Origin of the sequence: Micromonospora inaquosa, from assembly GCF_003857055.1 — a bacterium.
GTDB classification, from domain to species: Bacteria; Actinomycetota; Actinomycetes; order Mycobacteriales; family Micromonosporaceae; genus Micromonospora; species Micromonospora inaquosa.
Genome location: NZ_QGSZ01000298.1, coordinates 1 through 22,594, shown reverse-complemented (window position 1 = coordinate 22,594; position 22,594 = coordinate 1). Strand labels below are relative to the sequence as shown.

Here is a 22,594-nt window from a genome sequence, read left to right as displayed (position 1 = left end):
GGGGCGGGGGTGGTTAGGACGGGACCCGGGCCACGGCGAAGACGGACTGGCCGAACGGCGGGAGGACGAGCTGCTCGGCGGCCTTGGTGGCGGGCAGGACGAGGGTGTCGTACACCTTGACCATCGGGCCCTCCTTCGGCATCAGCCGGAAGACCTTGGTGGCCATGAAGTAGCCGATCAGCCCGAGCGCGTTGGCGTAGTGGATCTTTTCGATGGTCAGGCCGGCGTCGGTCATCGCCGCACCGAGCGTCTTCTTGGTGTAGCGGCGGACGTGCCCGGTGGCGATGTCGGCCGGGCCCATCGCGAACTGGAACGCGGGCACGATGATGATCACGGCGCCGCCGGGTCGGACCAGGTCGCGCATGCTCTGCAGCGCGCCAACGTGATCCTCGATGTGCTCCAGGACGTTGTACGAGACCGCGGCGCTGTAGTCGCCCCGCCCGTTGTGCGGCAGCAGCATCTGCCGGACGTCGATGTTCGGATGGCCGGCGAGGCGCTCCTTGAGCTGCACCAGCCGGTCCGGGTCGGCCTCGGTGGCGGTGAACCGGGGCAGCCGCTCTGACCATTCCAGCGCGTAGTCACCAAGGCCGCTGCCGATCTCGATCGGGTCGTCGCCGAGGTACGGCACGGCCAGCTCGATGAACCAGCGACGGTGGTTGACAGCGGTTGCCAGGCCTTCCAGCACCTCGGACTGCACGCGCTGATCCCCAGTGATTTCTGCCATGCGTCGATTCCTCACGATATGAACTCGACCCGCGCCTGGACCGACAGACTGAATCATCCGCTGGGACGGCAGAAGAATCGGGGCATCGGGGTGGCCGAATTGTGGTCGGGGGGTGGATTCGTGATCGGCGGTCGGCGAACCCGGCACATAGTACGGCAGTACCCCGAAACATGTCACGGCGGTGCCATACGCTGACTACCCTATGAATTGTCATGACTACTCCTGATCCGGACGTGCCCAGCGGCAGCGGCGGCCCGGCCGCCGCATCGTCGGCGGAGGGGGCCTCCGGTGCGGTCCGGCCTTCCCGCAGGGGGAAATGGCCCGATTTGGTCGCCGTGCTGAGCTTCGTGGTGCTCGGCTTCTGGGTCACCGGTCGGCTCTGGCTGGACCCGGGCAGTGGCGTGCGGGACAACCAGTCCGATCAGTCGCAGTTCGAATGGATGATGGCCCACGGTGCGCGAGTAGTCACGCACTTTGCGTATCCGTTTCATTCCAATCAGATGAACGTCCCGGACGGCGTGAATCTGATGGCCAATACGTCCGTATTATCCATTTCATTGCCAATGACGCCGATCACCCTGCTGTTCGGACCCCGGGCGTCATTTCTGGTCTTTCTCACCGCCGGCATGATTGCCACCGCCACGGCCTGGTATTTCCTGCTCTCCCGGGTCCTGATCGGCAGCCGAGGGCCGGCGTGGCTGGGCGCCGGCTTCTGCGCGTTCGCGCCAGCCATGGTGTCGCACGCCAACGGGCACCCGAACATCGTGTCGCAGTTCGTCGTCCCGTTGATCATCTGGCGCACGTTGCGACTTGGCGAACCGGGCCGCTGGCTGCGCAACGGCGTCCTCCTCGCGCTCGTCATCGTCTGGCAGGCATTCCTCAACCTGGAGATCCTGCTGATGACCGCGATCGGGCTCGGCGTGATCATCGGTGTGCTCGCCGTCGGCCGCGCGGATGTACGGTCACGGGCCCGGTCCTTCCTCGCCAGCCTGGCCGTCGCCGCCGGGATCGCCGTGCTCCTGTTGGCGTACCCCCTGTACGTCCAGTTCTTCGGCCCGGACGCGTACTCCGGGCTGTCCCGCCTGATCCGCGGCTACTCCAGCGACCTGGCCTCGTTCGTCGCGTACTCCCGGGAGTCCCTCGGCGGGAGCGCGCGCACCGCCGCGGGCCTGGCGAAGAACCCGACCGAGGAGAACAGCTTCTTCGGCTGGTCGCTGGTGGTGCTGGTGATCGCCCTGGTCTGGTGGCTGCGCCGCTCGATCGTGGTGCTCGCGCTGGCCGCGCTCGGGTTGCTCTTCGCAGTGCTCTCACTGGGTCGGGAGGTCCGCTTCGACAACCGGGGTACGGGTGTGCCAGGCCCCTGGGCGGCGCTGGAGAACCTGCCCATCCTGCACTCGGTGGTGCCGACGCGGTGGGCGTTGGCGATCACGCCGATCATCGGGCTGCTGCTCGCCTACGGCGCCGAACGGGCCCGCGAGTTGGCCGACGCGCACCCGGAGGCCCGGGGGCAGGTCCGCTTCGCCACCGCGACCGTGCTCACCATGGCCCTGTTGCCGATCGTCCCCACCCCACTGCCCGTGGCCCGCCTCGACCCGGTCCCCACCTTCGTGACCAGTGGGGCGTGGCGTCCCTACGTGGCCGGCGGGCGCAGTGTGGTCACCCTGCCGTTGCCGGACACCACGTACGCGGAGCCGCTGCGCTGGTCCGCGGCGACCCGGCTGGACATGCCGCTGGCGCGTGGTTACTTCCTCGGCCCGGACACCCGCCCGAGCGCCGACCCGCCGAAGGTCGCGCTGTTCGGTGCGGTTCCTCGCCCCACCAGCAGCTTCTTCGCCACCATCCGGCGCACCGGGGCGGTGCCGCCGATCACCCCGCAGAGCCGGGTCCGAGCTGTCGACGACCTGCGCTACTGGCGGGCCGGGGTGGTCATCTCCGGGCCACACGAGCACGAGGCCGCGCTGCGTCGGGGGATGACCGAGCTGACCGGGATCCAACCGGTCTTCACCGGTGGCGTGTGGGTGTGGGACGTCCGTTCGTTGACCGACTGAGCCGCGCGGCCCACGCCTAGCGGACGCAGCAGCCCTGGCAGACCTTCGGCCGGGGCAGGGTGAAGGCGAGGCAGCAGGTGCGCCGCTGCACGGTCGGCTCACCGGTCGGCCCGGGCATCAACTCGACCAGGTCGGTCAGGTCGAGTGCGCCGAGCAGGGTGTCGATGCTCTGCACCGTGGAGCCGGGCAGGCCGTCCGCGGCCCGCAGGATGCCGTGCGCGATGCCGGAGGCCACCGAGCCGAGCAGCGTCCGGGTGCCCACCCGAACCTCGGACTGGATCGCCGTGATGAGCGGTGCCAGGTGGGCGTCGAGCAGCGACCCGCGCAGTGCGGCCAGCAGCTCCGCCTCGTCGGCGACGACCCGCACCTCCGGCAGGCCGGCGAGAGCCAGCGGGTCGTTCGGCAGCACCGCCACGGTGGTGCCTCGACGCAGGCCCATGGTGAGCAGTTGCCGATGATCCTGGAAGTGGATCAGCAGGTCGGCCGGATCGAGCAGCGGCACCCGCCGGGCGGAGGCCCAGCCGAGCACGACCGGCAGCGCGGCCCAGTAGCTGTACGACTTCCACGCCAGTGCCGCGCAGGCGTGCGGGGTGCCGCCCCAGCGGGCGGCGGCGCCATTCAGCAACTCCGGCAGTCGGCTGCCGTCGATCAGGGTGGTGGCGGGCGTCCAGCCGAACTCGTCCTCGACCAGCAGACCCCGGGCGAGGCCGGGAAGGTCATCGGTGCCGAACATGGCCCGGAGCGCTGCGGTGACGGGAGCGAGCGGCGTGGTGGCGGCCTCCCGCCTCGGCATCACCGCTGTCACCTGAGTCGTCCCCTGTCTGTGTGACCGAGGAGTGTGCCCCGGCGGACGAACCAGTGCCGTCCTGAGCTAAGGCTAGCCTAACCAGACCTGCGGTCGTAAGGGAAGGCTCACCTTGGTCCAATCACGGAGGCCCAGGTCACTCCGCATCCGACGGGAGTGACGCCTCGCGTACTACCCGCAGTCAGTGCTGAGAAACGCCGCACGATCGGTGGTGGTCGGCGAATTGTCAAGCAGTGTGTCGAAAAGATGCCACATGAGTGTGTGCTCGCGGACGGAACGTGAAACTTATATCCCCGGCCGCGAGGAAGCTGATGACGACCTCACCCCTCGAACGGGCTGCCGACTCCTTCGCGGCCGAGCTCGCCCGGCAACGGACCGGGCGCGGGCTGTCCAAGAAGCAACTGGCCGTTCTGATGGGGTTCGACCCGTCCTACGTGAGCCACGTCGAGGGGCGCCGACACCGCCCAACCGAGGACTTCGCCCGCCGCGCCGAGGCCGTCCTGGAGGCCAGCGGCGCGATCTGGCAACGCTTCCGGGAGTACGACGACCTACGGCACGCCCGGACGGGTCAGCCGCACCGGGGGTCGTACCTGCCGGGACAGTGGCTGCCACCCGGCACCGGCCTGGTCGTGGAACGGGAACTGGCCACCCTCACCCACACCGAGGACGGCTACCGGTGCGTCATCCGCCGTGAGCTGTACAACGCCGGCCTTGAGCCGGTCACCCGCTACCTGGTCCGGGTCGCCGTCGACCGCTACCCGAACGATCCCGGCCGCTCCAACCGGCACCACCGGGAGCACCCCCTCACCTTCGCCGAGCTACAGATGCAGGCCCGTCGAGAGGACGGCGGCGGGGACCCGGAGCCGATGCACTGGCGAGCCAAACACGACCGGGACGCGTTCAAGGAAATCTGGCTGCTCTTCGAGAACGAGGAGCGGAGCTTCCCCCTCTACCCGGGCGACCGGGCCACCATCGAGTACGCGTACAGCGTCGGGCCCGAGAAGTGGGGCCTCTGGTTCCAGCGAGCCGTCCGGCTGCCCACCCGGCAGCTGGCCGTACACCTGGATCTGCCGGCGGCGCTCGACCCGCAGGTCTGGGGCGTGGAGACCTCGCTCAGCGCGGACGAGGGCCCGCTGCGGACGGCCCCGCAGCGGCACGACGAGGGCGACCGGGCGATCTACGACTGGCAGATCGACGACCCGCCGTTGAACGCCCGCTACCGGATGCAGTGGCGTTTCCGCGCCCGCCCCGACACCGAACCGGATATCAGCGCCGGCGGCGTCCGGGTCCGACCCAGCGACCGGATGCGCGGCCTCGGCGTGGTGCAACGCGGGGCCGACCTGCTCCGCCAGCCCGCCCGCCCATTCGACCTGCCCAGCGAGGAACGCGTGGCCCGGGACATGGTCGACCGGCTCACCATGGCCCTGGCCCGGCTCGACGAACTGCACCCGTTCAGCAAGGGAGTGGGTGTCGCCGCCCCGCAGTTCGGCCTCGACCGGGCGGCAGCCGTGGTGCGGCCCCCCGACCGGTCAGCGGAGCCGGTCGTGCTGCTCAACCCCCGGGTGGTCGACGCCGACCTGGAAACCGACGAGCAGTACGAGGGCTGCCTTTCCTTCTTCGACCACCGAGGTCTGGTGCCCCGCCCGCTGCGCCTGGACGTGGAGCACGCCCAGTGGGACGGCAGCCGGATCATCACCTCGTTCGAGTTCGGCATGGCCCGGCTGGTCGCACACGAGGTCGACCACCTGGAGGGGCGGCTCTACGTGGACCGGATGGCGCCCGGCGTGCCGTTGGTGCCGGTGGAGGAATACCGCGAGACCGGACACCCGTGGAGCTACTGACCAACGAGGGACCGGGGCGCGTGCCCCAGGGGGCAGGGGCACGCGCCCCGGTGTGGGGGGAGGAACGTCTAGAGGTCACCGAAGGTGTCGTAGCGGATGCGTGGCGGCGGCACATCGTCCGCGGCGAGCACCCGCAGGGTGGACCGGACCATCCGGGCGGCACCGGAGACGTAGCAGTCGTGCGTGGTCCACGGGCCGTACCGGGCCACCACGTCCGGGATGTCGCCCTGCTCGCCGTCGAAGTCCGGGTCCTCACTGCACGCCGGGGTCACCGACAACCACGGGTGTACGGCCACCAACTCCTGCAACGCGGCCAGGCCATACAGGTCGGCCGCCTGCCGGGCACCGTAGAAGACATGCACCCACCGGGTCCGGTTGAAGGTGGCCAACTCCTCCACCAGCGCCTTGATCGGTGCCAACCCGACGCCGCCGGCCACGCAGAGGATGTCCCGTTCCGAGGCGCGGTCCAGGGTCATCGACCCCATCGGTGCCGCCAGGCGGAGCAGGTCACCCGGCCGCACCCGCCGCACCAGCGCGCCGGACAACCAGCCGGCCCCCGGAGACCGCACGTGGAACTCCAACACGTTGTCGTCGTTCGGGGCGTTCGCCACCGAGTAGTTACGCCACACCCGGGGGTGGTAGCGCGGCGCCTCCAGGCTCACGTACTGCCCCGCCTGCCAGCGCAGCGGATGCTGCAACGCCCGGCAGGTCAGCACGGCGGTGTCCGGGCCGTACCGTTCGTGGGTCAGCACCTCGGCGTGCCAGAACGGCGGGTCGTCGTCGGCGCCCGCGCCGGCAACCATCAGGGCGGCGATCGCCGCGTACGCCTCCCGCCACGCCTGGTCGTACTCCAGGTTCCAGCCGTCACCGGCGATGCTGCGCAGCGCGTCCAGCAGCGCGGTGCCCATCGTCTCGTAGTGCCGCTCGTCGACGTGGTACTTACGGTGGTCGCGGCCCAGCGCCCGGAGGTACTCGTCGAAGCTCTCCGGGTCGTCGACAGTGTGGATCGCCGCGATGATCGCTTCGAGTATGCGGTCGCCCTGGCCGGTCATCTGCACCGGGAAGAGTTGCCGCAGGGCGGGGTCGAGCAGGAACAGCCGAGCGTAGAAGTGACCGCCCAGCCGGACCCGGTCGTCCTCGACCAGGGTCCAGCTCTCCTTCAGCAACCGCGCGAGGTTGTCCACGGGCACTCCTTCTCCAAACGGCAACGGATCGGGCGCCCATAGAATCTCCACGGAGAGTGTCGACTGGTCGCACAGAATGTGCGATCGGCTCATGCTGGCCGGTCGGCCATGTCACGGCTGCCGCCCGTCGGGCAGAGTGGTGCGGTGACCGTTGAGCTGACCCGCCCGGTGTCCCGCCGACTGCTGGGCACCGAGACGCTGCTGGTCCTCGGCCTCTCCCTCGGCCAGTCCGCGATCTACGCGGTGGTGTCGATCGTCGCGAAGTTGACCGCCGACGGTCCGCTCTCCAAGCAGACCGCCTCGCTGAACACCTCCGTGTCGGCCCGACCCTGGCTGGACCTCACGTACCAACTGCTCGGCATCGTCTTCGCGCTGCTGCCGGTGCTGCTCGCCGTACACCTGCTCAGCCGCGACCCCGGCGACCCGGCGCGGACCCTCGGCCTGGACGCCCGGCGGCCCGGCCAGGACGTGGCGCGCGGGGCCGGCCTGGCGGCGCTGATCGGCCTACCAGGGCTGGCGCTGTTCTGGGTTGCGGCCCACCTGGGCCTCAACGCGACACTGGTGCCGGCCGCGCTACCGGACGTGTGGTGGGCGGTCCCGGTGCTGATCCTCGCCGCCGTGCAGAACGCCGTGCTGGAAGAGGTGATCGTGGTCGGTTACCTGGTAACCCGGCTGCGTCAGCTCCAGTGGCGGTTGGCCACCATCATCGCGGCCAGCGCCCTGCTCCGCGGCTCGTACCACCTCTACCAGGGCTTCGGCGCTTTCGTCGGCAACGCGATCATGGGCGTGGTGTTCAGCCTCTTCTACCTGCGTACCCGACGGGTGATGCCGCTGATCATCGCGCACACAGTGCTCGACGTGTTCGCCTTCGTCGGCTACGCGCTGCTGCCCCGGGAGTGGTTCGACTGGCTCTGACCGGTCAGCGCCGGTCGGGTCGGTAGACGGCCACCGTTCGGGCCGCGAGCCGGTCGGCCGCCGCCGCGTCACCCAGCGCCGCCGCGAGCACCGCTGCCCCCGGCAGCAACCGGGCCACCAGCCGCAACGCCACCCAACCGCCGGCCTGCGCCGTGAGCGGCGCGGCCAGCCGCCAGGCCGCCTCCGCCGCGCTCGCCCGGTCCGGATGCACCTGGGTCAGCACCAGCAGGTCGACGGCCCGGTCGGGATGCGTCGGATCCTTGCCGTACGCCGCGGCCAGGTGCAGCACCAGCTCGGCATGCGTCCACAACACCGCCGCCAACTCGGCCACCGGCGCGAAGAAACCGGCCAGCGCGGCGGTCGCCCCGCCCGCACCCGCCGAGCGGACAAACCGCCGGGTCGCCAACCGGGCCAGGCCGTCCGCCGACGCGTCCGGATACCGGGTGCGCAACCCCGCCGCCCACCCGGCCGCGCCCGGCCCGAACGCCCGCACCGCAGCCAACGCCAACAACTCCGGCGCGAAACCCGGGTGGTCGAGCACGCGCGCGACGACCGCCCGCAGCTCCCATTCCGGGGTACGCCCCAGAGCCGGCCCAACCTGCCGCACAGCAGGTGCTGCCGGTGCCGTGACCTGCTCGGCCACGGGTGCTGCCGGTGCCGTGACCTGCTCGGCCACGGGTTCCGGGGCGGGCTGCGCCGGCTTGGTGCTCTTGCGCGGGGTGGTCGCGCGCTTGGTGGTCTTCGCTGTTTTGGCCGGGGCCGCCGGCCTGGCGGCGGGGCTCGCCTCTTCGGTCGGGCTCGCGGCCGTGGTGGGGCTTACGGCTGTGGTGGGGCTTACGGCTGTGGTGGAGCGCGCTGTTTTGGTGGGGCTCGCGGCGCGCTTGCTCGGTGCCGGCGTGGTCGAGGTCATCTCGGCGGGCGTCTCGGCCGCCCTCTGGGGGCCTGCCTTGCGAGCGGGGGTGGCGCGGGCCTTCGGCCGCACCGGTGCGGCACCTGCTGGCGGGCCCGACTGGTCGCCCTCCGGCTGTTCGGGCTGCTCCGCACTCGCGGTGGTGGTCACCTCGGTCGGTGCGCGTCGAGGCTGTCGGGGCAGTGGATGGTCCGGCTCCGGCGGTTGGAAGAGCACCGCCGGGGCTGCCTTGGCCCGTCGAGGACGCTGGCTCGCCGGAGGTGCCGCCGCCTCTGTTGGCTCCACCGTCTCGGTGGGCTCCTCGGCCACCGTCGGCGGCCTGAAGGTGGCCCGTGGGGAGCGCCGACGCGCTCGTTCAGCAGGCTCACGACGGGTCGACTCGCTGGGCGGCTGCTCCTGCATATCGATGGAGCGTAGTCCCGATCACGCCTCCGCACAGCGTTGAAACACGGGGGCGGGCGGACCCCGGTGGGCGTACCCCGGAAGTCGTTTTGCTCCCGGTGGGTGGCGACCTGTATCCTCGGGCGCGGTGGTCTGAGGATCACCGGGGAGACTTCGCCTAGTCTGGTCTATGGCGCCGCACTGCTAATGCGGTTGGGGTCTTAAAGCCCCTCCCGGGTTCGAATCCCGGAGTCTCCGCGCGAAAGCCGGGTGTGTACACTGGCTGAGCACGAGCGCCCGTAGCTCAATGGATAGAGCATCTGACTACGGATCAGAAGGTTAGGGGTTCGAGTCCCTTCGGGCGCACAAGATCGAGAGGGCCTGAACTGCGGAAACGCAGTTCAGGCCCTCTCTTTGTCGGTGGAGGGTGGACGCTCGCTGTCGCGCCTGCGCCACTACTCTCCGTATCCGTGCGCCGCTGGTCCCGGCGGCGGCCGGCCGTTCAGCGGCGCACTCGCCCGACGAATATGTCGGGTGGAGGCGCTGGCGCCCTCGCTAGGTTGATCACGTGATCATCGATGTCGCCGCTGCCAATTCAGCGGAGGAAGTTGCGCCATGACGGGCCCACGACTCGACGCGGCGCGGGGGCGCGGGTGATCCACTCGTCTTTCCTGAATCCGGGGCATCCCTGGGTCCTGGACACCCCGGATTTCAGGAAACCGAGTGGATCATCCGCGCGCCGGTGCGGGCGTCGAGCGGTGGCGGAACCGGGGCTGCTGACGCTTGACGCGGACCGGATCAGCGAGAAGAATTTACATGAATCGCTGTTAGCGTTAACAAACCCGTCCCAGTGCTGCGACGGCATCGTCATGCCGATGTGGCGACGGTCGCGACGGCCTGACTCCTCGGTCAGCACTACCACTGCAGGGGAGAAATCTATGCGAACGAGGGCAAGATGGCTCGCGGCGACCGCCGCACTTGGTGTCGTCCTCGCCGGGGTGCTGACCTCGACCGGTCCTGCCAACGCGGAATCCAACGGCGGGGTGCGGGTGATGCCTCTCGGCGACTCCATCACCGAGGGCACCCAGGTGCCGGGTGGGTACCGCATCGGGCTCTGGCAGCGCCTGGTCAACGGTCGATACACCGTGGACTTCGTCGGGTCGCAGTTCAACGGGCCAGCCAGCCTGGGTGACCACGACCACCAGGGGCATCCCGGCTGGCGCATCGACCAGATCGACGCGAACATCGTCGGCTGGCTGAACACCCAACGGCCGCGGACCGTCCTGCTGCACATCGGCACCAACGACATCCTGCAGAACTACAACGTGAGCTCCGCGCCGAACCGGCTCTCCACCCTGATCGACCGGATCACGACCACCGCTCCCACCGCGGACGTGTTCGTCGCGCAGATCATCCCGCTCTCCAACAGCAACCAGGAGGCGGCCGTCCGCACCTTCAACGCGGCGATCCCCGGCATCGTGCAGAGCAAGGTGAACGCCGGCAAGCGGGTGCGCCTGGTCGACATGCACAGCGCCCTCAGCACCGCTGACCTGATCGATGGCATCCACCCCACCTCCGGCGGCTACGACAAGATGGCCGCCCGCTGGTACAGCGCGTTGCAGTCGGTGCCCGGCAGCATCGGCGACCCGGGCAGCGGCGGTGGCGGGCAGACCACCGCGATCGTGGGTACGCTGTCCGGCCGCTGCGTCGACGTCCCCGGCTCTTCCACCACCAACGGCGTCCAGGTGCAGTTGTGGGACTGTCACGGTCGCGCCAACCAGCAGTGGACCTACACGAGCGGCAAGGCGCTGACCGTGTACGGCAACAAGTGCCTCGACGCTGCCGGCTATGGCACCTCTCCGGGCACCCTGGTCACCATCTACGACTGCCACGGCGGAACGAACCAGCAGTGGAACGTCAACGCCAACGGCACCATCACCGGGGTGCAGTCCGGTCTCTGCCTGGACCCCTACAACGTGGGCACCGGCAACGGCACGAAGCTCGTCCTCTGGACCTGCACCGGTCAGACCAACCAGCAGTGGAGTCGCCGATAGCTCGTGCGGTCGCGCCGGGTGGCCGGATCGCATCTCGGTCCACCCGGCGCCGCCGACGCTGCGCGCCGTAGGCACCGGGTATCGGTGCGGGTGCCGCCGATCGGGGTGCCCGCGCGGTGACGAACCACGACGAGGATCGCGGCCGGCGCGGCCAGCGGGCGTAGCGCGGTGGTGTCACAGCCCCTCGAGAAGCAGGCCGGTGTTGCCGGTACGCCGGTGATTGGCAAACGGGAATGTTAACGCGCCCACGTTGCCTTCCTCAAGGATCCGGTGGTGGTCTGCGCCGGGATCTGGGGCGATGCCTGCGGGAAGTCAGCGGGAGGTGTCTCGCCTCAAGATCCGTGGTTCGACAGCGGTAGATGTTCCCAGCACGTTACGTCTTGACGAACGGCATGTTATCGCTCACAGTCGATGCCTAAGGACGACGACACCTTGGCTTTCCGGGCAAGCCCTGCCTCGTCGATCTCGCTTCAGGCGTGCGCTCGGGCTCGCCGGCGTCTTGTTAACGCTAACTTCCTGACGCCTGCGCGCTCGGCCACGCGTCGCGGTACGCCCACCCTCGGGCAGGCCGTTCGGCTCTTGGTCACTGGAGGAGGATCATGTCTGCCCTCGATAGGTCTACATCGATAGCAACGCCGTCGCGGCAGCGACGCTGGTGGTTGCCCCGCATCCTCGCCGCCAGCGCGGCGGCATTGATGGTGGGTGGCACCGCTGTAGCTGTGGTGTCGTCACCCGCCGCCGCGGCGACTGTCGACACCAGTGCCTGGTACGTGTTGGTGAACCGCAACAGCGGCAAGGCTCTGGACGTCTACAACCTGGCGACCAACGACGGCGCGCGGATCACGCAGTGGACCCGTAACAACGGTAACCAGCAGCAGTGGCAGTTCGTCGATTCCGGTGGTGGCTACTACCGGGTGAAGTCGCGGTTGTCCAACAAGGTGCTGGACGTCTCGGGCTTCTCGACCGCCAACGGCGGCAGCATCGTGCAGTGGACTGACAACAACAGCAGCAACCAGCAGTTCCGGTTGGCCGACTCGGACAGCGGCTACGTCCGGTTGATCAACCGGAACAGCAACAAGGTGATGGAGGTGCAGGGCGCCTCGACCGCCGACGGCGGAAACATCGTGCAGTACGACGACTGGAACGGCGCGAACCAGCAGTGGCAGTTCGTCCGCGTCGGCGGTGGGACCGATCCCACCACGCCGCCGCCGACCGGCACCTGTGACCTTCCCTCGACGTACCGGTGGTCGTCGACGGGGGCGTTGGCGCAGCCGAGGTCGGGGTGGGTGTCGTTGAAGGACTTCACCGTTGCCCCGTACAACGGTCAGCAGTTGGTCTACGCCACCACCCACGACTTCGGGTCCAGCTGGGGTTCGATGAACTTCGGGTTGTTCTCGAATTATTCGCAGATGGGTTCGGCCAGTCAGAACGCGATGAATTCGGGGACTGTGGCGCCGTCGTTGTTCTACTTCGCGCCGCGCAACATCTGGGTGTTGGCGTATCAGTGGGGTGGTCCGGCGTTCTCGTACCGGACGTCGTCGGATCCGACGAACCCGAATGGGTGGTCGTCGCCGCAGACGTTGTTCAGTGGGAGCATCACCGGTTCGGGTACGGGTCCGATCGATCAGGCGGTGATCGGTGACGGGTCGAACATGTACCTGTTCTTCGCCGGTGACAACGGCAAGATCTACCGGGCGAGCATGCCGATCGGGAACTTCCCGGGTAGTTTCGGGTCGAACTACACGACGATCATGAGTGACACCACGAACAACCTGTTCGAGGCGGTGCAGGTGTACAAGCTGCAGGGTCTGAACAAGTACCTCATGATCGTTGAGGCGATTGGTTCGCAGGGTCGGTACTTCCGGTCGTTCACGGCCACCAGTCTGGGTGGGTCGTGGACGCCGCAGGCGACGTCGGAGAGCAACCCGTTCGCGGGTAAGGCCAACAGTGGTGCGACCTGGACCAACGACATCAGCCACGGTGAGCTGTTGCGGACCAGCGCGGACCAGACGATGACGGTCAACGCCTGCAACCTGCAGCTGCTCTACCAGGGTCGCTCGCCGAGCTCGGGTGGTGACTACGGTCTGCTGCCGTACCGGCCGGGTCTGCTGACCCTGCAGCGCTGACCTCATGTGATCAAGCTCGACTGAAAACGGGCGGGCTCGGCGTCACGCCGAGCCCGCCCGGCTCACGTCGCGGGTGCGGTAGATCCCGAACTCATTCGACAGGCGTACCGGTGACACAGGTCAGCACCTGGCCCTGACCACGGGTGGTGCTCGATGTGGTCGTGGCGAAACCGTGGGTTCCGAGCAGTATTTCGGTAGCGGTGAGGTTCGCGGTGGCGTGCGCGGCGGTGGGGCGCTCGCCGAAGACGTAGAGCCGTCCTCTCGGCGCCAGCAGGCTTCGTATCCGAGCGATCTGCTGCGCTGCGTCGCCCAGCCAGAAGAGGCTGACGTTCACCGCGAAGATCTTGGTGAAGTGGCCATTCGGGAGGTCGGCCGACTCGAACCCGGCGCACCGGATCTCGGCCCTGCCGGCGTCGATGTGGCTCAGGTTCCGCTGGGTCGCGAGCCGCACCATCGACGCGGCGCGGTCGATGGCGACGATCCGGCCGGTCGCGAGTTGGCCGGCGACCAGGGAGACGGCTGCTCCCCTCCCGCACCCGATCTCCAACACCTGGTCGTCGGGCGCCACGGCCATGGTCTCCACCGCCCAGCGCTGCCGATGGCCCGCCGTCACCCGAACCGATTCGTTCGCCGCGGGCGTCGGATCAGCGCTGGACGGACCCCGATCGTGGGTCGAAAGAGCGGACCTCACCACGTCACTCGCCGGTGCCTTCTCTGCTCCACACCTCTGATTCCACCCTCTCGACGGAGTCAGTGCACCGTGTCCTCGGTCACCGCGCCCCAATTGACAGATGCGACAGCGATCAGTGCACGGGCACCGGCGCGACGTCCCCGAGGGCGTCCGTCGGGGCCGGGACGTGCTTCGGAGCGCCGGCGTTCACCATGGTCACGGAGACGATGGCGGCCGCGACCACGAACCCGACGGCCAGCCAGTACGCGACGGAGTAGCCGTGCATGAGCGCCTCGTTCCGTTGCTGGGCTTGCGCCGTCGGGCCACCGTGTGAGAGCAGATAGGTGGCGGCCGAGCTGGTCGCGATGGTGTTGAGCAGCGCGGTGCCGATCGATCCGCCGACCTGCTGCGACGAGCTGATCATCGCGGAGGCGACACCGGCGTCCTTGGGTTCGACACCGTGGGTGGAGATGCTCATCGCGGGCATGAAGGCGGTACCGATGCCGAGCCCGATCACGGCTTCGGCGAACGCGATCTCCGGGAAGCCGCTGTTCGCGTCGAGCAGCGCGAGCAGCACCAGACCGACCGCTGTGACGAGGTACCCACCGACCATGATCGGTCGGGGGGCGATCCGGTGCGCGAGTCGGGCGCCGATCTGCGTGGCCCCGATGGCCTGCGGCACGGCCATCGGCATGAACGCCAGACCGGCCATCACCGGCGACCATCCTTTGACCTGCTGGAAGTAGTAACTGAGCAGGAGGAACATCCCGAACATGCTGACGATCGCAAGGCCGACCGAGAGGTACGCGGCAGCCCGGTTGCGTTCGGTCAGGACGCGCAGTGGCAGCAGCGGGGACGTGACCCGCGCCTGCACCACGACGAAGGTCGCCAGCAACAGCACTCCGGCGGTGAACGATCCGATGGTGACGCCGGCCGACCATCCGTGGCTCTCGGCGACACTGAACCCGTAGACCAGTCCGACGAGCCCGGAGCTGGCCAGCAGGACGCCGGGGAGGTCGAGTCGGGCGCGGTGCCGCTCGCCGTCGTCGTGGACGGTGCGACTGGCGCCAAGGATCCCGATGACCGCGATCGGCACGAGGACGAACATCGCGAAGCGCCAGTTCAGGTACTGGGTGAGCAGCCCTCCCACGATCAGGCCGACAGCGCCGCCAGCGATTGAGACGGCGCTGAACACGCCGAACGCCTTCGCGCGTTCCTTCGGCTGTGTGAAGGACAGGGAGAGCAACGACAGCGCGGCCGGTGCGAGCAGGGCCGCGAACACACCCTGTAGTGCCCGCGCGAGCAGCAGCATCGCGGCGTTGACGGCCAGGCCGCCGATCGCCGAGGCGACCGCGAAGCCGGCCAGCGCGATCAGGAAGGTGCGTTTGCGCCCGACCATGTCACCGATCCGGCCGCCGACCAGCAGCAGGCCACCGAAGGCCAGACCGTACGCGGTCACCACCCACTGCCTGCTCCCGTCAGTGAAGTGCAGCGCCTGTTGCGCCGAGGGGAGCGCGATGTTCATGACTGCCCCGTCGAGCACCACCATCAGTTGAGCGATGGAGATGAACAACAGGGCCTTCCACCGCTGGGACTCCGGGGCGGTGCGACGTGTGGGCATGACTGTTCCTTAGGAGTGGTTTGCGCGGATTGCCTCGACCCGGCCAACGCTAGGCACGTTATGGAACGACCACCAAAGAATGTGCCTGCGGTTACAGCTCCTAAGTGGCCAAGCATTTGGTACGAATAGGCGTTTCGAGGACAAAACATGGCCCTTCAAGCGGGAGTCGCGGCTGCTGCTGGCCACACTGTGAGTGTTGTTACTTTGTCAACCGTTCCAGAAATGGCTAGCGTTCCGTCTCGCGAAGCCCCGCGCTCTGCGGCGGCTGATCAGTCGAAATGGATGTGAGTCGAGATGTCTGGACGGTTGGAATCAAAGGTGCTGCTCGTGACCGGCGGTACGCAGGGCATGGGCCTGGCGTTCGCCCAGCGGGCGGCCAAGGAAGGGGCTCGCGTCGTCATCGGTGCCCGGGACAAGGACCGGGGCGAAGAGATCGCCGCGCAGATCAGGAAGGCGGGCGGTGCCGCCCTCTTCGTGTCCACCGACGTCACGGTCGAGGAAGAGGTGGCGCGGCTCGTCGATGCCGCGGTGACTGAGTACGGCCGGCTGGACGGTGCGTTCAACAACGCTGGCGGTGGCCCGATGGCCAGCGTGCGCGAGACCGACAGCGACAACTGGCAGCGGTCGCTCGCCCTCAACCTGACGAGCGTCTTCTACGGCCTCAAGTACGAACTCCCGGCGATCATCGCCTCCGGTGGCGGCGCGATCGTCAACAACGCCTCCGTCTCCGGTGTGAAGGGCGACCCGACGCAGGCCGCCTACAACGCGGCGAAGCACGGGGTCATCGGCCTGACGCGCTCGGCGGCCCTCGACGTGGCGCGCTCCAAAGTGCGGGTCAATGCCCTGGTCACCGGCCTGATCGACACCCCGCTCTGGCAGAACGTGGTCAGCCAGGCCCCGGAGGCCGCGGAGCGCTACCTGTCGGCGCAGCCGACCGGCCGGGCCGGCACGCCCGACGAGGTCGCCGCGCTCACCGCGTTCCTGCTCAGCGACGAGGCCACCTTCATCAGCGGCGCGTCCATCGCCATCGACGGTGCCTTCACCGCCTGAGTCATCGACGGTGCCGCACCGCCACAGTCATCGACGGTGCAGATCCGTGGCTGCCCTGGTGGTCGGGGCGGCGGCTCCAGCAGCCGCCACCCCGAGCCAGGCAATGCGTCAGGCGATCCGGTAGGCCCGCTGGATCGTCTGGGTGACCGTGTTGCCGGCGGTGTCGGTGGCGACCAGTCGCAGCGAGACGAATCCGGCCCGTCGCGGATGACTGATCAGAGCGACGTTCCGGAGCACCGGCAACGCGGCCCACGTCCGGCCATCGTCGAACGAGGCGGACACGCTGAGCGTGCGGTTGGGCGTGGCCTTCGAGCCGGCCTGCCGGTCCAGCGTCACCGGGATCGTCATGACCCGGCCGATCCGTGCCGTGTTGGTGTCGTCGAGCACTGGCGTCGGGCGAGCTGTCGTCAGTGGCAACCGTTCCGGCGACGTGGTGTGCGCCGAGGTGAAGGTCCAGGCCACCGAGACCGATGTCGACAGGGTGTCCGGGGCACCCCGGGTGACTGTCGCCTCCAGCCGGTAGGTGGCCTTTCCGGCGGGCACCGCGAACTCGGCCCACGGGCTGTCCGAGTTACCGATCTCCTTACCGTTGCGCAGCAGCCGGAACCGCACCGGCCGGTCGTCGCGGCTTCCGGGGCGACCGGTCGCGTCGCCGAACAGGGGCACCGACGCGATCGAGATGATGTCGCCGTCGCGGCCCGCGTACCCCAGGGGCGACAGGGTTGGCGCCTGGGTCACCGTGGGCCCGAAGGGCGCCGCGTTCCAGGTCTGGGTGTACGTCCGCCCGGATCTGAAGGTCGAATCCTGGGTCGTGAGGTTGTCCCCCTCGACGAACGTGGACGTCCAGACGATGCCGCCGTCGGTGTTGTAGTACTCGGTGCCCGTGAACGGCAGGTCGACGGGTGTGTTCGACCCGATCGGGCCGGAGCCTCCGGGTGCCGACGCGCGGTGGAACCGGGTGGCCGTCGTCGTCGTGGACTGACTGCGGTAGGTGGCCCGGACGGTGGCCAGGTTCTTCGGCGACAGCTTCCTGGTCAGGCCGGTGAACATGTCGCCCTTGTCGACGTACGCCAGGTCGTAGGTGTAGGGGCTGTTCCGGAACGTGCCGTCCTTGCCCGGTCGCGCGAGCCCGACGCCCAGCGTCGCGGTGAATTCGGGTGCCGTGACGGCGGGCCCGATCCGGCCGAAGAAGACGTCCGCGAAGGACACTCCGCTCAGTTGAACGCCCGGGTAGCGCAGGCCGTCGTCCCAGTTGGCGCTCACGTTGATCGCGATCGGCGCGGCGTCGCGCTGCGGCACTGTCAACGCGACCGGCTTGGCGCTACGGGCGTCGACCGCTTCGGTGACCGGGCCGCGGACGTCCAGGACCGGCTGTGCGAGCAGGGTCGACACGGCACCCTCGTGGATGGTGCTGTACAGCGCGTAACGCCCCTTGGGCAGCCGCAGGACGCCGCCGCCCGGTGTCACGGCGAGGGTGCTGAACTCGCCGGTGGTCAGGTTCGCCGCCACGGTCGTGTACTCGGTGGCCGGCTTGCCGTCGCGACCGGTGTGGTTGAGCCGTACGTCGTAGCTCTCGATTTCGCGGTTCAGCGCGAAGGGCGTGCGTACCCGCAGGTCGCCGGCACCGGTCGCGGTCAGCGCCCCCTGGTAGACGCCGTCCGGGGCGTCCACCCGGGTGTCCACCGTGATCGTCGCCTCGGCGCGGCCACCGGCCGGCACAACCAGCGTGGCCGGGCTGACGGTGAGCATTCCGGCCGGGGCCGGGGCGATGGCCAGCGTCAGTGTGACCGGCGCCGTACCGGTGTTGCGGTAGCCGACGACCTGGGTGATCGGGCTGTCGTCGGCGTGCGGCCAGCGCTGCACCGGAAAGTCGATGGCGGCGACGTCGGCGGCGACCGGCTGGGCGACCGCACGGGCGATGTCCACCCGGCCGGCGCCCTGCTCGTAGAGGGTGTCCTCGCCAGTCGGCTTCGCCGAGTCCATCAGGGCGGCCTTGAGCTGCGGGCCGGTCCAGTCCGGGTGCTGCCCGGCGAGAATCGCGGCGGTGCCGGCCACGTGTGGAGTCGCCATCGACGTACCCGACATGGTGGCGTAGTCACCGCCGGGGGCGGCGGCCACGATGTCGACGCCCGGCGCGCTGATCTCTGGCTTGATGTGGTTGTCGCCGATGCGGGGGCCCCGGCTGGAGAAGTAGGCCCGCTGGTCGTCGGCGTCCACCGCGGCGACGGCGAGAGCGTCGTCGGCGGAGGCCGGCGAGGAGACCGACTTCGGCTTCCCCTCGTTGCCGGCGGCGACCACGAAGAGGGTGCCGTACTGGTGGCTCAACTCCTGGACAGCGGTTTCCAGTGGGTCGAGGCTCGGCGCGTCGTCGCCGCCCACGCTCAGGTTGACCACCCGGGCCTGCGGCGCGAGCCACTGCATCCCGGTGATGATGTCCGAGTCCTGGCATTCGGTGGTGGCGCACACCTTGCCGACGAGCAGCTTCGCTCCCGGTGCCACGCCGCGGTACCTGCCGCCGGAGGCGGCGCCGCTGCCGACGATTGTCGACGCCACGTGGGTGCCGTGGCCGACCATGTCGCTGGGGTCGCCGCCGCCGGTGAAGTCCCGGACCTCGGTGAGGTGACCGGCGAAGTCGGGGTGGCTGGCGTCGATCCCGGTGTCCAGCACGCCGACGGTGACGCCGCTGCCGTCGAAACCGGCCTGCCACGCCGCCGGGGCACCGATCTGCGGCACGCTGCGATCGAGGGAGACTTTGCGCTTGCCGTCCAGCCAGATGTGGGTGACCCCGGTGGTGAGGGTGCGCGCGGACGGCGTACCGGTGGTGAGCGACGCCCAGAGCGTCACCCGGTCGTCCCGGTCCGCCCGGACCGCGAGCGCGTGGGCGGCCGGGAGGTCGGCCCGCACCCGCCCGGCTCCCCCGGTGGTCGCGGTCCGCGCCCGCGCCGCCATGTTCTCGGGGTACGCGACCAGCAGCGGCAACTCGGCTGCCCGGTCGTCGTAGCCGAACTCGCCGAGAGTGGTGAGGTCGAACAGCCGCCGGTCGAGCCGCCCGTCCCGCACCAGCGGCATCGCGTCCACCGGGATGACGTACTGGTGACCGTCTTCCCGGCTGCTCACGAACCGCATGGCGGCCCGACCCGCGCCGCGCTGGATCTGCGGGTGACCCGCCGCGTCCAGCGACACCCGGTCCCCGGTGATCAGGGTGAAGGTCCCGGGGGTGCCGGGAGCCGTGGCCGCCGGCCTCTCCTGCGCGTTCGCCGGTTGGGCGGTCAGCCCTGCCGCAACCAGCGCGCTCGCGAGCACGCCGGCTGTCAGGGCGCGTCGTTGCCGTCGTCGCACATCGTCCTCTCCGCCACGGGCGTCTCCCGGGTCGGCACGATGACGCCTGACCGGGCCGTAAGGTTGATCACTGCGCTGTGACGGGGGTCACAATCTGGCCCCGTGCCGACGCGACCGGTTCGACCAGGCGAGTTCCATGCGGCGGTGACCAGGGGACGAAGCGTGGGAGGGCACCGGTCGGATGCGTGACGCCGAGGAGTTCGACGCCCTCTACGCGGCCTGCGCTGGTCGGGTCGTGGGTCACGTGTACGCCCTCACCGGCAACCGCGCCGAGGCTGAGGATGCCGTCGCCGAGGCGTTCATGCGGGCCTGGCAGCGGTGGCGGACGGTGCGGGAGACGGACAGTCCGGAGGCGTGGGTGCGCCGGGTGGCCTCCCGGATCGCGGTGAGCAGCTGGCGCAAGGCGTTCAACCGGGTACGCGCGCACCGCCGGGCCGCGGTCGACCAGGGCGTGCCCGGCCTGAACGAGGATCACGTCGCACTGTTGCAGGCGCTGCAACGGCTGAGCGCCAACGAGCGGCGAGCCGTCGTGCTGCACCACCTCAACGATCTCAGCGTCGCGGAGGTGGCAGCCGAGATGCAGGCCCCCGTCGGAACCGTGAAGACGTACCTCGCCCGTGGTCGGCGAGCGATGGCCGGGTTGCTGGCCGATGCGCACCAGGAGGAGACCTCCCATGGCTGATCCGCGCGACGATCTCACCGCGATCGTGGACGAGGTCCGGCGAGTCGCCACGCTGCCGGGAGCCCAGGCGTTGCGGCACCGCAGTGACCGGCGTCGGCGGCGTCGGGTGGGCGTTGGTGCAGCGGGGCTGGTCGTCATGGTCGTCGCCGCTGGAACGGCCCTGTCGCAGGCGCGGAACACCGCCGCGACACCGGACGCCGGCCCGGCCACCCAGGCCGCGTCGCCTGTGGTTCCGTCCGCGACGGCCTCGGCGGGACCGCAGGAGATCCTCGGCGGACGGCGACAGGTCCAGATCGGGCTGCCCGGCATGCGCGGCGCGACGTTGGCCATCGACCGCGACGGCGATCAGGTGCGGGCCACCACCGAGCAGGGCATCGACGATCGGGCGCTGTGGGTGCTGCGCCCCGAGGGCGACAGGTACCGGATCCTGCTGGCATCCTCGGCCACCGCGCTCTGCATGACGGTCGTGCACGACGCCGCGCCGGGCAGCGTACGCGGCCGGGCGTGTGATCCCGCCGCCTCGACGCAGCTCTTCCGGATCGACCAGGTTCCGGACGGCAGCTACTCGATCTTCCAGGGCAAGCGCTACGTCCAGGTGGTCGACGGCACCAACGCCCTGGTGCCCGACCTGCCTGAGGGCCTGACCACCACGTACGAGTTCGAGGATCGTGGGCCTGCCCCGCGCTGATTGTCGAAACCTTTCCGAATATCTGGTCCGAGGCGATCCGTAGCCCCACCCGCGTGCCTGGGGATACGGACGCCCCGGTGTCAGGGTCGAAGGCTCACCCGAGGCGGCCGAAGCTGTCGAAAGTTTCGGCAAAACATTGACACTTGGCGATCAGGGCGCTCAAGCTTTACCTGGCTGGCATTCGTGATCATCGATCACGTTTCGTTCCTTCCTTTCCATCACCACTCGGAAGGAGAGCCCCGTGATCATCAGCTCGGGCCGCTCTACGATCCGATCGGTGGTCGTCGCGCTGGCGGTAGCAGCGCTCACGGTCGCCGGATCGGTGTCGGTAGCAACACGAACCACAACTGCTCAAGCCGCCGTAGGCCCGCTGGCCGCGGCAGTGGAGGACGAGGGCGTCGACTGCGCCGTGTCTGGCCTGCCGGACCTGGGCTCGCTGCCCACCAACGCCAAGCTTCCCGACCCCTTCAAGAAGCTGAACGGCCAGACCATCACCTCGAAGTCCGACTGGCGCTGTCGCCGGGCGGAGATCAAGGAACTGGCGGAGAAGTTCGTCTTCGGCGACAAGCCCGCCAAACCCGCGACCGTCACGGGGACGGTGTCCAACAGCACCATCACCGTCAACGTTTCACACAACGGCAGGAGCTCCAGCTTCTCGGCCCGGGTCGAGCTGCCCAGCGGCACCGGTCCCTTCCCGGCCGTCGTGGTCGTCGGCGGATTCGGCGCGGACACGGCCACCATCAAGGCCGCCGGCGCCGCCGTGATCAGCTACGACCCACTGGCGGTCGGTCGCGAGGGCACCCCTCGAAACAACAAGCAGGGCGCGTTCTACAGCATCTACGGCTCGTCGAGCAGCACCGGACTGCTCGCCGCCTGGGGCTGGGGAGTCAGCCGGATCATCGACGTCATCGAACAGTCCGACGGCAGGATCCTCAAGGCGGACGCGATGGGCGTCACCGGCTGTTCCCGTTACGGCAAGGGTGCCTTCGCGATAGGTGTGTTCGACCAGCGCATCGCCCTGACCATGCCAATCGAATCGGGCAGTGCGGGAGTCCCCATCTTCCGGGGCATCCCCGGTGAGGGCGCGCAGAGCCTGAGCAGCGCGTACGGGGAGCAACCCTGGCTGGGCGACGCGTTCGGCTCGTTCACCGGCAGCCCGAACCGGCTCCCGGTGGACACGCACGAGATGGTCGCCATGGTGGCACCGCGCGGACTGTTCATCATGGACAATCCGCACATCGCCAACCTCGGTCCCCGGTCCGCGAGCGTGGCGGCTCTGGGCGGCGCGGAGGTCTACCGGGCGCTCGGCGCTGGAGACAACATCACCTACTGGTCCGACGTGCAGGATGGCACCCACTGCGCCAACCGCTCCGAGTGGCGTACCCCGTTGCAGAACAACATCCGGAAGTTCCTGCTGAAGACGGGCAACGAGCCGGGCGTGATCCGGATTTCCAGCAGGGCGCTCGGTCGGTTGGCCGACTGGCGGGACTGGTCGACACCGGTTCTGGCTGACGGCCCGACCACGCCGCCGCCGACCACCCCGCCTCCGACCACCC

At 69.3% G+C, this 22,594-nt stretch carries 16 protein-coding genes and 2 tRNA genes; 11 read left to right on the top strand and 7 right to left on the bottom strand.

What is annotated here, in order from left to right; genetic code table 11:
• Window positions 1–13: 13 nt before the first annotated feature.
• The gene (locus tag DLJ59_RS27375) at window positions 14–724 is read right to left on the bottom strand and encodes a class I SAM-dependent methyltransferase (RefSeq protein WP_124775911.1); all 711 of its coding nucleotides are present in this window, start codon (window positions 722–724) and stop codon (window positions 14–16) included.
• A gap of 212 nt (window positions 725–936) precedes the next feature.
• On the opposite strand from DLJ59_RS27375, the gene DLJ59_RS27370 reads away from it, so the two are divergent.
• Window positions 937–2,772: a DUF6311 domain-containing protein gene (locus tag DLJ59_RS27370; protein WP_124775909.1), complete on the top strand. Its 1,836-nt coding sequence runs from the start codon at window positions 937–939 to the stop codon at window positions 2,770–2,772.
• Window positions 2,773–2,788: 16 nt separating this feature from the next.
• Here the strand turns inward: DLJ59_RS27370 and DLJ59_RS27365 are convergent, their stop codons facing one another.
• On the bottom strand, window positions 2,789–3,565 hold the full coding sequence (locus tag DLJ59_RS27365) for an IucA/IucC family C-terminal-domain containing protein (protein WP_124775907.1): 777 nt from the start codon (window positions 3,563–3,565) through the stop codon (window positions 2,789–2,791).
• Window positions 3,566–3,888: 323 nt separating this feature from the next.
• Here DLJ59_RS27365 and DLJ59_RS27360 point away from each other — a divergent pair, with 323 nt between their 5' ends.
• Entirely contained in the window at window positions 3,889–5,418 is a 1,530-nt protein-coding gene (locus DLJ59_RS27360; RefSeq protein ID WP_124775905.1) for a peptide deformylase, read from the top strand.
• Window positions 5,419–5,486: 68 nt separating this feature from the next.
• On the opposite strand, the gene DLJ59_RS27355 is transcribed toward DLJ59_RS27360, so the two are convergent.
• A complete protein-coding gene (locus DLJ59_RS27355; RefSeq protein WP_124775903.1) occupies window positions 5,487–6,602 on the bottom strand; it encodes a globin domain-containing protein in 1,116 nt (371 codons plus the stop codon).
• 144 nt (window positions 6,603–6,746) lie between these two features.
• Here DLJ59_RS27355 and DLJ59_RS27350 point away from each other — a divergent pair, with 144 nt between their 5' ends.
• Window positions 6,747–7,517 (top strand): CPBP family intramembrane glutamic endopeptidase, encoded by a 771-nt coding sequence (locus tag DLJ59_RS27350; protein WP_124775901.1) that lies wholly within the window; start codon window positions 6,747–6,749, stop codon window positions 7,515–7,517.
• A gap of 4 nt (window positions 7,518–7,521) precedes the next feature.
• Here the strand turns inward: DLJ59_RS27350 and DLJ59_RS27345 are convergent, their stop codons facing one another.
• Window positions 7,522–8,736 (bottom strand): hypothetical protein, encoded by a 1,215-nt coding sequence (locus DLJ59_RS27345; protein WP_244236264.1) that lies wholly within the window; start codon window positions 8,734–8,736, stop codon window positions 7,522–7,524.
• A 239-nt stretch (window positions 8,737–8,975) separates the two neighbouring features.
• On the opposite strand from DLJ59_RS27345, the gene DLJ59_RS27340 reads away from it, so the two are divergent.
• The 4 genes from DLJ59_RS27340 to DLJ59_RS27325 all read left to right on the top strand — a co-directional run bounded on the left by DLJ59_RS27340 (window position 8,976) and on the right by DLJ59_RS27325 (window position 12,988).
• Window positions 8,976–9,066 (top strand) — tRNA-Ser (locus DLJ59_RS27340).
• Between the two features lie 35 nt (window positions 9,067–9,101).
• Window positions 9,102–9,174 (top strand) — tRNA-Arg (locus tag DLJ59_RS27335).
• A 572-nt stretch (window positions 9,175–9,746) separates the two neighbouring features.
• On the top strand, window positions 9,747–10,862 hold the full coding sequence (locus DLJ59_RS27330) for a ricin-type beta-trefoil lectin domain protein (protein ID WP_124775899.1): 1,116 nt from the start codon (window positions 9,747–9,749) through the stop codon (window positions 10,860–10,862).
• 599 nt (window positions 10,863–11,461) lie between these two features.
• The gene (locus tag DLJ59_RS27325; protein ID WP_124775897.1) at window positions 11,462–12,988 is read left to right on the top strand and encodes a non-reducing end alpha-L-arabinofuranosidase family hydrolase; all 1,527 of its coding nucleotides are present in this window, start codon (window positions 11,462–11,464) and stop codon (window positions 12,986–12,988) included.
• A 91-nt stretch (window positions 12,989–13,079) separates the two neighbouring features.
• On the opposite strand, the gene DLJ59_RS27320 is transcribed toward DLJ59_RS27325, so the two are convergent.
• Window positions 13,080–13,601 carry a class I SAM-dependent methyltransferase gene (locus DLJ59_RS27320; RefSeq protein ID WP_124775895.1) on the bottom strand — a complete coding sequence of 174 codons (522 nt, stop codon included), beginning with the start codon at window positions 13,599–13,601 and terminating at the stop codon, window positions 13,080–13,082.
• A gap of 190 nt (window positions 13,602–13,791) precedes the next feature.
• The gene (locus DLJ59_RS27315; protein WP_124775893.1) at window positions 13,792–15,279 is read right to left on the bottom strand and encodes an MFS transporter; all 1,488 of its coding nucleotides are present in this window, start codon (window positions 15,277–15,279) and stop codon (window positions 13,792–13,794) included.
• Between the two features lie 294 nt (window positions 15,280–15,573).
• On the opposite strand from DLJ59_RS27315, the gene DLJ59_RS27310 reads away from it, so the two are divergent.
• Entirely contained in the window at window positions 15,574–16,329 is a 756-nt protein-coding gene (locus DLJ59_RS27310; RefSeq protein WP_124775891.1) for an SDR family NAD(P)-dependent oxidoreductase, read from the top strand.
• 108 nt (window positions 16,330–16,437) lie between these two features.
• Here DLJ59_RS27310 and DLJ59_RS27305 read toward each other — a convergent pair whose 3' ends face one another.
• Complete coding sequence (locus tag DLJ59_RS27305; RefSeq protein ID WP_124775889.1) at window positions 16,438–19,668, bottom strand: S8 family peptidase; 3,231 nt, start codon at window positions 19,666–19,668, stop codon at window positions 16,438–16,440.
• Between the two features lie 181 nt (window positions 19,669–19,849).
• Here DLJ59_RS27305 and DLJ59_RS27300 point away from each other — a divergent pair, with 181 nt between their 5' ends.
• The 3 genes from DLJ59_RS27300 to DLJ59_RS27290 all read left to right on the top strand — a co-directional run.
• Window positions 19,850–20,350: a sigma-70 family RNA polymerase sigma factor gene (locus tag DLJ59_RS27300; RefSeq protein ID WP_124775887.1), complete on the top strand. Its 501-nt coding sequence runs from the start codon at window positions 19,850–19,852 to the stop codon at window positions 20,348–20,350.
• Entirely contained in the window at window positions 20,343–21,038 is a 696-nt protein-coding gene (locus tag DLJ59_RS27295) for an RICIN domain-containing protein (protein WP_124775885.1), read from the top strand. The genes DLJ59_RS27300 and DLJ59_RS27295 overlap by 8 nt, the downstream gene beginning before the upstream one ends.
• Window positions 21,039–21,315: 277 nt before the next feature.
• Window positions 21,316–22,594 (top strand): glucuronyl esterase domain-containing protein (locus DLJ59_RS27290; RefSeq protein ID WP_244236262.1); only part of this gene is annotated, 1,279 nt, incomplete at its 3' end.

Excerpts from the sequence above, each read along its gene's own strand:
- DLJ59_RS27375 (WP_124775911.1), bottom strand. The coding sequence starts at position 724 with ATGGCAGAAATCACTGGGGATCAGCGCGTGCAGTCCGAGGTGCTGGAA.
- DLJ59_RS27370 (WP_124775909.1), top strand. The coding sequence starts at position 937 with ATGACTACTCCTGATCCGGACGTGCCCAGCGGCAGCGGCGGCCCGGCC.
- DLJ59_RS27365 (WP_124775907.1), bottom strand. The coding sequence starts at position 3,565 with ATGCCGAGGCGGGAGGCCGCCACCACGCCGCTCGCTCCCGTCACCGCA.
- DLJ59_RS27360 (WP_124775905.1), top strand. The coding sequence starts at position 3,889 with ATGACGACCTCACCCCTCGAACGGGCTGCCGACTCCTTCGCGGCCGAG.
- DLJ59_RS27330 (WP_124775899.1), top strand. The coding sequence starts at position 9,747 with ATGCGAACGAGGGCAAGATGGCTCGCGGCGACCGCCGCACTTGGTGTC.
- DLJ59_RS27325 (WP_124775897.1), top strand. The coding sequence starts at position 11,462 with ATGTCTGCCCTCGATAGGTCTACATCGATAGCAACGCCGTCGCGGCAG.
- DLJ59_RS27315 (WP_124775893.1), bottom strand. The coding sequence starts at position 15,279 with ATGCCCACACGTCGCACCGCCCCGGAGTCCCAGCGGTGGAAGGCCCTG.
- DLJ59_RS27310 (WP_124775891.1), top strand. The coding sequence starts at position 15,574 with ATGTCTGGACGGTTGGAATCAAAGGTGCTGCTCGTGACCGGCGGTACG.
- DLJ59_RS27300 (WP_124775887.1), top strand. The coding sequence starts at position 19,850 with ATGCGTGACGCCGAGGAGTTCGACGCCCTCTACGCGGCCTGCGCTGGT.
- DLJ59_RS27295 (WP_124775885.1), top strand. The coding sequence starts at position 20,343 with ATGGCTGATCCGCGCGACGATCTCACCGCGATCGTGGACGAGGTCCGG.